The organism is Staphylococcus croceilyticus (assembly GCF_002902575.1).
Taxonomy (GTDB): Bacteria; Bacillota; Bacilli; order Staphylococcales; family Staphylococcaceae; genus Staphylococcus; species Staphylococcus croceilyticus.
Genome location: NZ_PPRD01000072.1, coordinates 1 through 10558 on the forward strand (window position 1 = coordinate 1; position 10558 = coordinate 10558).

A 10558-nucleotide genomic window follows, 5' to 3' on the forward strand; every position below is an offset into this window, starting at 1 on the left:
CTGTAACACTCCTTCTATTTATGTTACATAATTATACAGAACTAATGCATGTTGTCAAACTTATTAAAATTAATTTAAATTAAGAAATACAATTTTATTCAATTGACAGAATTTAAAAATAATTAAACGAATACGCTTTCAGATTAAATTCCAAAATAAAAAAAGTTACAATTAAGAATTAATTTTTTTATCAATTCATAATTATAACTAGTTTTACCCCATTTTCTTCAGAACAAACCACAATTTCATTTTCTGACCTTACAAAAAACGCTATAACCTCATCTATATAAATGGTTTGAAAATATTTAATTTTATAATTCTGCCACTCAACCCCACACTCATTCATCACATAATCTGCGACGAGTTGCCCAGGAACGATAGTATTGTGAAGTGGGTTTTGGTCATTAACAATAGTTAAATATTGATTGACTTGTGATTGACTAAACTTCATTTACGTTTTCTCCTCAATAAATGTTTGCTCAATAATAATACAAGTTTTGTTATTTTTATTTATTTTCAACTCAAAAATATATTGGTCAAATTGCTTTACCTTGTTAGTGCATTTATGCGTTAAATATACACAATATTGTATGCCACATTCCAATTTTTCATACTGATTTACTCGGGTACGCTTTAACATTATCTTTTTCCCCATAAATGATTTAAAAAGATTAAATTCTGGCCAAAGTTTCGCACACATTAATGGTGGCACCGTGCCATCATAGACCCGTCCTATCACATCACAATAACGTCGCACATCATCTTCATGAAAAGCGACATGACGCGCTTCACTGGTGCCACTTTTCAAAGAGAATTGCATTACCCATACCTCCTCCAATACCCATTGTTGCAATGCCTAGTCGCCACATAGGTAAATTAAATAACCGCGCTACTAACGCTGCACCACTAGCACCATAAGGATGGCCCGAAGCAATAGCGCCACCCCATTGATTCACGCGCGCTATATCTAGATGCAACTCATTTATTGAAGCTAGCACTTGTGAGCTAAATGCCTCGTTCAACTCCACCGCATCTATATCCTCAATTTGTAACGCCTGTCGCTCCAATAAACGTTTCACCGCAGAAACTGGGCCAATGCCTAGCAATGTTGGATCTACTCCTGTCGTGACCGCATCTTTAAAAGTTAATCCTTGCGTCAAGCCATGCGCTATCGCCAGCTCTTTCTCCATGACAAGCACTAAGCCCGCACCGTCATTCTTCATGCAACTATTACCCGCCGTCACAGTTCCTTCGCGTAACAGAGGTCGTAATCGGTTGAGCCGCGCTTCCGTTAAAGACGGCTTAATACTCTCGTCTCGCTCAAACCATTGCCCCTTCACCTTTAACGGCACAATCTCACGCTGAATATCACCATTATCAAAGTGCTCCGCCGTTAACTGATGACTTCGAATCGCAAATGCATCTTGGTCCTCTCGCAGCACACGATAATGCTTCGCCACGTTCTCAGCAGCTTCAATCATGGTTGGATCTAGACCTTCTGGTGCAAATGACGCACGCTCATAGAACTGTGGCAACTGCGTCTCATAAACCGATTGAGGACGTTTAATCTTCCACGGCGCCCTACTCGTACTCTCGACCCCGCCTGCCACATACACACGCCCTGCACCACACTGCACCATCCGACAAGCATATATAATACTTTCCAGACCCGAACCGCACTGCCGATCCATCGTTACACCTGGCACCTCATTAGGTACTCCCGCTTCCAACAACGCCTTACGCGCAATATTGCCACCGTTCCCCACAACATTTCCTAATATTACATCATCTATTTGATTCACAATCTCAGGAAATTCATTTTTTATTTTTTGGAAAAGGGGTAACAATAACTGCTCAGGTTCTAAATGTCGTAGCATCCCACCATACTTACCAAACGGTGTCCTTTTAGCCCACACTATGATCGCTTCTTTCATATTTCTAGCTCCCCCTTTAAATAAAGATCTCGCAATGTGCCACGCGCCACTTTGCCACTATTGGTAAAAGGCATCGTATTTACTTTCACAAGTTTTGAAGGCACCTCATATCGCGATAATGTTTGCATTAAATAGCGTCTTAAACTTAAATAATCAAGTTCGCGCTGCCCCATATAAATAAGCACCGCAATTTCACCAAAGCGTGTATGCGGTTCCCCAATCATCACCGCTTCGTCAATATCCTCTAGTTGCTTCACACATTGTTCTACAGCAGTCGGGTAAACGTTCTTACCTCCTATAATAAGTCGCTCACTTTTACGACTCACCAAATAGAGGTTTTGATCTTTTACATAGGCATAATCACCTGTCTCTATCCAACTTTCTGGTTGAATCACTTTGCGGTTCACATAACCAGAAAACGTCATATTACTTTTAACATGCAAGAGGCCAATTTGATCACTATCTTGTTCTTCTAATTGATAAGTTACATTAGGGAAAAGCTGACCAACTGAATCTATAGGCGCCGTTTGATTAAAATTATAACTAATAAAACTCGCTTCAGAAGTACCAAAAAACTCTATAATATTTGCTTGTGGAAATGTCGTAGTAACATCTTGAAATAATTGAGGTGAAAGTTTAGCCCCACTACTTAAAATAGAAGTCAGCATCTTCGTTTCACTTGGTGTATGTATAAGTTGCGACAACATTGTTGGTACGAGAAATAGTGCTATCGATTGTTTTTGTTGTTGGATATGTTGCATTAATTGTTGCGCATCAAAGTGGTGTTGCCCAATGAACGTTCTTCCTGACCATAAAGCATAAATGCAAGTATACAATGACAAAGAATGCGCCAAAGGACCCGGCGCGATGAAGATAGATTCGTCGTGATGTAATAGCTTTTCATTTTCAATATAAGAAGCAAGCCACGAGGGTTCGTTACGATAATATGCTTTAGGAAGCCCAGTTGTCCCTGATGTAAAACCAATATGTAATAGTCGAGACACTTGATGTTGCTCATTGGACACATGAGCATTTACTTGAGAGGTAGCAGTTGTTTCAAGTGAGTGCCTCGTCTGAATGAGATGACTAATATCATATGTATCAACTAATTGATTAATCGTACTTGTTGACCACTGATAATCTAAAAAGCAAGGTATTGCTTCTAGTGACAATACAGCAAGATAATTTATCATATTACACATAGGTGATTCGCTTAGCAAGCCTACTCTTGTTCCTTGTGGTAAATCATTAATTGATACTTTAGCCTGTTCAATAGCATCCCATAATTCTTTATAGTTTAAGCATTGATCATTAAAACACAAGGCACTTTTATCTGGTTGTTCTTTAGCGTAATGTTGCAAATTCTTTAAGATTTCTAGCATACGTTATCCCTCTTACTTAATGTAAACTTTATTTATAATAATGTTAACATTAAAGAGCGATAAACTCATTATAATTTAAGATAAATGAGTGAGTTCATTAGGTTGAGTGATAATATAATCTGGATGTTCATTTTCTAAATCACTTTGACTATGAGACCCCCATGTTACAGCAATAGCTCCTACTTCTCCACGCTTCGCCATCTGAATGTCGAAAATAGCATCTCCGATATACACAGTTTCTTCTTTATTAAGGTGATACTTATTCATAATCGTTAAAATGCCATCAGGATCAGGCTTATATGCTGCAACTTTGTCTGAACCAACCGCTTCTTTAATATATGTACTGATTCCTATACTTTCTAAATTTCTAATTAAAACATCTGTTTTTTTACTAGATACGACAAATAAATTTTTATTATTTTGATGTAAGGTTTGAAGTGTTTCTAAAATCCCATCAAAAGGCTTCAAATATTCAGATTCATACTTTCTATACGTTTCTCTAAATAAGATTAAAAGTTGTTCGACTTCTTGTTCACTTAGTTCTCGTTCACTCATTTTTAGAAAAGAAACTTCTATAGGTATACCCATGTAATACGTAATCTCTTCTTCACTAGGTACATTTAAGCCAAACGTCTTAAACGCTTGTTGCGTAGCGACAATGCTACATTCTTTCGAATCACCTAACGTACCATCAAAGTCAAAAATATAGTTTTCATAGTTCATTTATTTTCCACCTCAATACCAATTTTTTTCGTTTTATTATTATATATAAATAATAAAAAACCAGTCAGTTCTACAAAAATGCAGAAATGACTGGATAAAGTTCCAATTATCTATTCTAAGTTTGCATGATTTTGTTGCATTGTTTCTTCATCTACATTAAACGTATCCATTAATCCAAGTACGACACTATCTAAAAATAATAATGACGCTTGTTCAAATAAACTACCTAACGGTTGTTCTGAACCTTCCGCATCATGTTTCGTACCTGCAGGAAGTTCAATTACAGTTTCAGCTAATTCGCCAATAGGAGATTCTGGTTTTGTTGTTAATAACACTACTTTAGCTCCTACTGATTTGGCTTTATCAGCTAATAAACGTAAATGCTCAGTTGAACCTGAACCGGATAAGATAATGAATAAATCATGTTCTTTAATAGATGGCGTTGTAGATTCGCCTACAACAAATGCCTCTTTACCTAATTGATTTAAACGCATAGCAAAGCTATTAGCGATAAATCCTGAACGACCTTTACCAGCTGTGAAAATACGTTGCGCACTATTCACATCATTGGCAAAACGGTCGTATTCTTCATCTTGTACGTGAGATAACGTACGCTCTAATTCTTCAAGAATAAGACGATAATTAGTAAAATGAGACATCATTACTTACCTTCAATCGCTTCACGGCATTGTTTAGCCGCTTCTACAGGGTCATCTGCATTAGCGATACCGCCACCTACGATTACTAAGTCAGGTTCTTCAGCTACGATGTCTTTAATTGTTTCTGGTTTAATACCACCAGCAACAGCAACTTTAGAGTTTTTAATAACTGATTTCACTGTACGTAAGCTTTCTAATGGAGATTGTCCTTCAGCTTGTAAGTCATAACCAGTGTGTACTGCGATGTAGTCAGCACCCATTTCATCTAATTCTTTCGCGCGTTTTTCTAAATCTTGAACGGCAATCATATCAACTAATAATTGTTTGTCATGTTTATGCGCTTCTTCAACTGCTGCTTTGATTGAAGCATCCTCAGCAACACCTAAGATTGTTACAACGTCAGCACCAAATTTAATTGCTTGGCTAACTTCGTAATCTGCTGCGTCCATAATTTTAAGGTCAGCTAATACTTTTGCATTATTAATATTTTCATTTAAATGTTGAACTGCTGGTAAACCTTCGTTGATTACGATTGGTGTACCAATTTCTACGATATCTACATATTCCTCTACTTTTTTAGCTAATTCTGCTGCTTCTTCTTTATTTAATAAATCGATTGCTAATTGTAATTCCAATGCAAACATCCTTTCATTACTAAAGTATTTCATTCACTTCAGTTCGCGTTTTTATCTTTCACATTTGGTTATTTACCCATCTAAGATTTTTTTAAACGATAGAATATTTTTCATTGTTCTAATATCCTTCTTTTTTGAAAATAAAGATTGTAATTCAACTTAAATGTGGTATTAATACCATTTTTTCTAAATAAATTGAGCAGAGATATACAATTACTCCTATCTTTTTAGTAAAATAAATAGATAAACACATTGTATGGTTGCAAGGAGTGAAAGTGTTGGAACTCATTAATGCTGAAGAAGTACAACGACTATTAACATCATTTGAAAATAAACCAGTATTCCTACACGTTGAAACGACTAATGGTGCATATGCTAACCATTTCGATCAACGTGTCTTTAATGCGGGGACATTTTTAAGAAATATACAAGTCACTTATGAACATGCACAGCTTAAAGGTGGAGAGAAAGACCCTTATCGTGTTGGATTAAAACTACGTGATGGCGGTTGGGTTTATGTTCAAGGATTGACACATTATGAAATAAATGACAACGATGAATTTTTAATTGCAGGATTTAATTACGAAGGACAATTGGCTGCTACACTCGAAATTAGTGAAAAGCCATTTACAATATAGAGGAGGCTTATTCATGAAAGATGAAAGACATGTATTAGTGATATTTCCACATCCTGATGATGAGACCTTCTCATCGGCAGGCACTATTGCAAGCTATATCGAAAATGACGTGCCAGTAACTTGCGCTTGTTTAACATTGGGACAAATGGGACGTAACTTAGGGAATCCCCCTTTTGCGACAAGAGAATCTTTACCCAATATTCGCGAACGTGAATTAGAAGAAGCGGCGAAAGTGATCGGTATCACTGATTTACGTAAGATGGGATTACGTGACAAGACTGTAGAATTCGAACCGCATGATCAAATGGATGATATGGTGAAGAGTTTAATTGAAGAAACGAATCCTTCAGTAATTATTTCATTCTATCCTAAATTTGCAGTGCATCCTGACCATGAAGCGACAGCAGAAGCTGTAGTTAGAACAGTAGGTCGCATGCCGAAAGAAGAACGTCCACGCTTACAACTCGTTGCATTTAGCAATGATGCACCTGAAAAATTAGGTGAACCAGATATATTAAACGATATTAGCCAATATAGAGACCTTAAATTAAAAGCTTTCGAAGCGCACGCTTCACAAACTGGACCTTTCTTAAAACAAATAGCAAGTCCAGAAGTAGACGGAGAAACACAAAGTTTCCTAGAGGTTGAACCATATTGGACATATCATTTTGAATCTTAAGGGGAGGTAAATGATGACTGAATTTGATTTATCTACACGCGAAGGTCGCTGGAAGCACTTTGGTTCAGTAGATCCAGTAGAAGGAACAAAACCTACAACTAAAAATGAAATGACAGACCTACAAAGTACGCATAAAAACTTCTTATTCGAAATTGAAGAAGTAGGTATCAAAAATTTAATTTATCCTGTAAAAATCGATAGTTACCAAACGGCAGGTAAATTTAGCTTTTCAACAAGCTTAAACCAAGATGAAAAAGGAATTAACATGAGCCGTATTTTAGAAAGTGTGGAAAAGCACTACTCAAATGGCTTAGAACTTAATTTCGATACACTTTATCAAGTACTACGTACATTACAAGGCAATATGAAACAAAATTCTGCTGGCGTAGATGTAACAGGTAAATGGTTCTTTGACCGTTATAGCCCAGTTACAAATATTAAAGCAGTAGCAAACGCTGATGTAACATATGGTTTAGCTATTGAAAAAGACAACGTGACACGCAAAGAAATTACAATTGAAGCGACTGTCACTACGCTATGTCCTTGTTCTAAAGAAATCAGCGAATATTCTGCTCACAATCAACGTGGCGTAGTCACTGTTAAAGTATATTTAGACAAAAATAACGACGTTGTTGATGATTATAAAGAAAAAATCTTAGACGCTATGGAAGCAAATGCAAGTTCAATCTTGTACCCTATTTTAAAACGTCCAGATGAAAAACGTGTCACTGAACGTGCTTATGAAAATCCACGTTTCGTTGAAGATTTAATTCGCTTAATCGCTGCAGATTTAGTAGAATTTGACTGGATTGACGGCTTTGACATTGAATGTCGTAATGAAGAATCTATTCATCAACACGATGCATTCGCTAAATTAAAATATCGTAAATAATTGTTTTAAGAAGAAAGCAGTTGTCTCACGAAAGTAAATGTGAGACAACTGCTTTTTAGTATATTTGTATGACTATTAAGATTTTTCAGATTAAAGTTAAGTCTTTTACCGTAGCTTTAGCTTAATTATGTTTCATCATACGCTTTACACCAGGTTTAACGAAACACATTGCTACAATACTAATCAGAGATGCAACTACTGCTGAGATAAACATAGAAGAGTATCCGTAACTTGCTACTAAATATCCTGTTAACGTCGGCGCAATGACTGTTGCTGTATTAACGAAGAAATGCGTAATACCGCCATATGTACCCGTTTTACTAGGTGCTGTATCAATAATAACAGACCAGTAGACACCGTTTGGTAAGAAAATAAATGCATTTCCAATCATCATTAGTATCATGATAGCTACAATACTATGTGTAAATGGAATGATTAAGAAACAAATCGCAGCACAAATCATGCCTACTATCGCAAAGTATGATCGTGCTATACGTAAACTACCTGTTTTTTTACGGAGCCAGTCCGAGATATGACCCCCAAAATAGATTGTGAAACAAGCACCTATCCATGGCACCATACCTAAATACCATAAGGAATGGATTTCAAAATGATATTCATCTTGTAAATATTTAGGCGTCCAAGTTAGTATTAAAAAGTTTACATATTGGAAACCAAAATAACCAAACATATTACCTACTAATGTAGGACTTTTAAAGAAATGATACCATTTTTCATTTTTAACATTTTCAGTGTTAACCGTCTTCTCAACGTTTAAACTATTATCAGTGGCACGAATTTCTTCGAGTTCCTCTTGTGAAACACGTTTATTATCTTCAGGATAATCTGTAAACACGAAAGCCCAAACGACTACCCATACTAATCCCAGCGCTCCTAAAATAATAAACAACAATCTCCAACTTGCTACTGTAAGGAAACCAGACACGATAGGCGCTGTAATTAAAGCCCCAAGTGGTACACCAATTAACCCTAATGCAGATAGTAAGCCACGCTCTTTTGGTGCTGCCCAGTTAGCATTCGTTTTACTAATAATAGAAAATACTGGCCCTTCTGCCACGCCAAATAATACACGTAGTAAACCGAAACCAATAATCGCTGAACCTCCAAATAATGCCATACCAAGTTCTCCAGCATATGCCATTGCTATTTCAGTAATAGACCATGCCGTTCCAGCAATAATCCAAACAAATTTAGGTCCCCTTTTATCTGCTGTTAATCCTCCGATTAATGAACCAAACATGTAACCATAACCAAAATATCCTAAAATCTTGCCCCAAGCGATCGTATCAAAGCCATATTCACTGATGATATCTTTCTGAGCATACGAAATGGCACCTCTATCGATATAATTAATCATCGTCATTACAATAATCATTGCAATAATAAAGTAACGATATTTTTTCATATAAATCCCCACCCTTTGTTAACGGTTACTTTACTATTTAAGTTTAGCATACTTTTTGTAAGCGTTATCATAAAAATATATTTACTCTTCTTTTAAATTCAACATTAAAGGTCTAGTATTTTTTAAAATTTAAGTTAAAAAATTATATAATTTAGAAGAGAATGTTTGAATAATATAAAAACAGAAAGGATATTATCGTGTCATTTAAAAAAAAATTAATATCACTATCTATGTTAATGTTCATTTTATTAATAACATGCTTTTTTATATTCGTTTTCAATAAGAATGATAATAATTATGAAGAATTATTAATTAAAAAATATAGTATTAATGTAAAATCTAACGTTTCTAATCATACTTTAAAATTGGCGAATAATAAAAATGATATTTATTATTATAGAAATGGAAAGAAAATTTTATTGAAGACTGTACAGAGCAATAGTAACGGAATGATTAAAAATATTAAATTAAAAGTCCCAAAAAATGTAAACAAAATATACTTTAAACATTGGCTTTGTAGTACAAAAGATGGAGAAATATTGGATAAAGATGGAAATGTGGTGAATTTTGTTTCTAATGTAAATATAAATAAGACATCAACAAATAAAATTAATAAAACAAACACAATAACTTCCGATAACAAGATTTATTCTTATACAAATACTTGGAATATTTATCAATGCTTAATTAAAGATCAAAAAGAAGCTATTAATTATACTATTAATGAATTAAAAAAAGATAATAAACAATCTTTTAATTATTTTTCGTATAAACCAATAAAAATAATGCTTACTAATTCTAGTAAAAATGGTGGAGTGCTAGAAACTAATTCTAATGATAAAGGAGTTCTTAATAAAAATGAAAAATATATTCTTTTAAAATTGCCATTTGTTTCATCTAAATTTGATACTCAAAAACAAAGTGAAACTTTAAAAGTATACTTATCTCATGAATGGGCACATTGGTATATGATACAGAATATTGGTCGTAATAAAATTCCAGGTAAATTATACAATAGTCATACTTCCTATAATAAAGATCCTCGAGTAAGTTATAAAGAAGGATGGGCATTGTTTCAAGCAAATCGTTTTACATGGAAATATAATATGAATGTTAAATTAGATACAATTGTTCAAACTAGTCACTCTGAAAACTCTAAATATGGTAATAAGGAAAAACTATATGGTAAGTCCACAAATGCTACTGTTTATAATGTTTTAAGAGATTTATATGATTTAAAAAATACAAATGAACGTAATAACGATAAATATAATATTTCTCAAGATGTATTTAAAAATAATAAATACACTCTTTCACAAAAAGAAAAATTATCAAATGGGCTTCTAATTTTAGCTATGCGAGAAAGTAAAGCTACCACTTTACATGAGTTGATTCAGTATCTAAAGAGAAATTTAATTAATGATGAAGAAATTTTTGATCAAGTACTTAAGACCAACGGATTAGATAAAGATGGAAATTTTACATTAGATAAAAAGGGGAAAAGTTTATATAATAAATGACATATGTATACAATTTAATATGTTATAATCATATTAAATTATTTATTATGAGGTATAATATGTATTATTT

12 protein-coding genes are annotated in these 10558 nt (G+C 34.2%); 4 read left to right on the plus strand and 8 right to left on the minus strand.

Features of this window, described 5'->3' with window-relative positions:
* Nucleotides 1-190: 190 nt before the first annotated feature.
* The 7 genes from CD128_RS08805 to hxlA form a co-directional block, all read right to left on the minus strand.
* The gene (locus CD128_RS08805; RefSeq protein WP_103329597.1) at nt 191-451 is read right to left on the minus strand and encodes a hypothetical protein; all 261 of its coding nucleotides are present in this window, start codon (nt 449-451) and stop codon (nt 191-193) included.
* A complete protein-coding gene (locus tag CD128_RS08810) occupies nt 452-820 on the minus strand; it encodes a protein VraC (RefSeq protein ID WP_103329598.1) in 369 nt (122 codons plus the stop codon).
* Entirely contained in the window at nt 789-1934 is a 1146-nt protein-coding gene (locus tag CD128_RS08815; RefSeq protein ID WP_103329599.1) for a thiolase family protein, read from the minus strand. Before CD128_RS08815 ends, CD128_RS08810 begins: the two co-directional genes overlap by 32 nt.
* Nucleotides 1931-3316, minus strand: coding sequence for an AMP-binding protein (locus CD128_RS08820; RefSeq protein ID WP_103329600.1), 1386 nt, complete (start codon nt 3314-3316; stop codon nt 1931-1933). The genes CD128_RS08815 and CD128_RS08820 overlap by 4 nt, the downstream gene beginning before the upstream one ends.
* A gap of 75 nt (nt 3317-3391) precedes the next feature.
* On the minus strand, nt 3392-4039 hold the full coding sequence (locus tag CD128_RS08825; RefSeq protein ID WP_103329601.1) for an HAD family hydrolase: 648 nt from the start codon (nt 4037-4039) through the stop codon (nt 3392-3394).
* A gap of 110 nt (nt 4040-4149) precedes the next feature.
* Nucleotides 4150-4698 carry a 6-phospho-3-hexuloisomerase gene (hxlB, locus tag CD128_RS08830; RefSeq protein WP_103329606.1) on the minus strand — a complete coding sequence of 183 codons (549 nt, stop codon included), beginning with the start codon at nt 4696-4698 and terminating at the stop codon, nt 4150-4152.
* 2 nt (nt 4699-4700) lie between these two features.
* Nucleotides 4701-5333: a 3-hexulose-6-phosphate synthase gene (gene hxlA / locus CD128_RS08835; protein ID WP_103298238.1), complete on the minus strand. Its 633-nt coding sequence runs from the start codon at nt 5331-5333 to the stop codon at nt 4701-4703.
* 275 nt (nt 5334-5608) lie between these two features.
* Between hxlA and CD128_RS08840 the strand changes: the two genes are divergently transcribed.
* From CD128_RS08840 to folE2, 3 genes are read left to right on the plus strand one after another with little or no spacing between them, the layout of a single operon-like run.
* Nucleotides 5609-5971, plus strand: a complete 363-nt coding sequence (locus tag CD128_RS08840) for a YojF family protein (RefSeq protein WP_174694744.1) — start codon at nt 5609-5611, stop codon at nt 5969-5971.
* A gap of 13 nt (nt 5972-5984) precedes the next feature.
* Nucleotides 5985-6650, plus strand: coding sequence for a bacillithiol biosynthesis deacetylase BshB2 (gene bshB2 / locus CD128_RS08845; RefSeq protein WP_103329602.1), 666 nt, complete (start codon nt 5985-5987; stop codon nt 6648-6650).
* Between the two features lie 13 nt (nt 6651-6663).
* On the plus strand, nt 6664-7542 hold the full coding sequence (folE2, locus tag CD128_RS08850; RefSeq protein ID WP_103329603.1) for a GTP cyclohydrolase FolE2: 879 nt from the start codon (nt 6664-6666) through the stop codon (nt 7540-7542).
* A gap of 121 nt (nt 7543-7663) precedes the next feature.
* On the opposite strand, the gene CD128_RS08855 is transcribed toward folE2, so the two are convergent.
* Nucleotides 7664-8968: an MFS transporter gene (locus tag CD128_RS08855; RefSeq protein WP_103329604.1), complete on the minus strand. Its 1305-nt coding sequence runs from the start codon at nt 8966-8968 to the stop codon at nt 7664-7666.
* A gap of 197 nt (nt 8969-9165) precedes the next feature.
* On the opposite strand from CD128_RS08855, the gene CD128_RS08860 reads away from it, so the two are divergent.
* Nucleotides 9166-10488 carry a hypothetical protein gene (locus tag CD128_RS08860; protein ID WP_103329605.1) on the plus strand — a complete coding sequence of 441 codons (1323 nt, stop codon included), beginning with the start codon at nt 9166-9168 and terminating at the stop codon, nt 10486-10488.
* Nucleotides 10489-10558 lie beyond the last annotated feature (70 nt).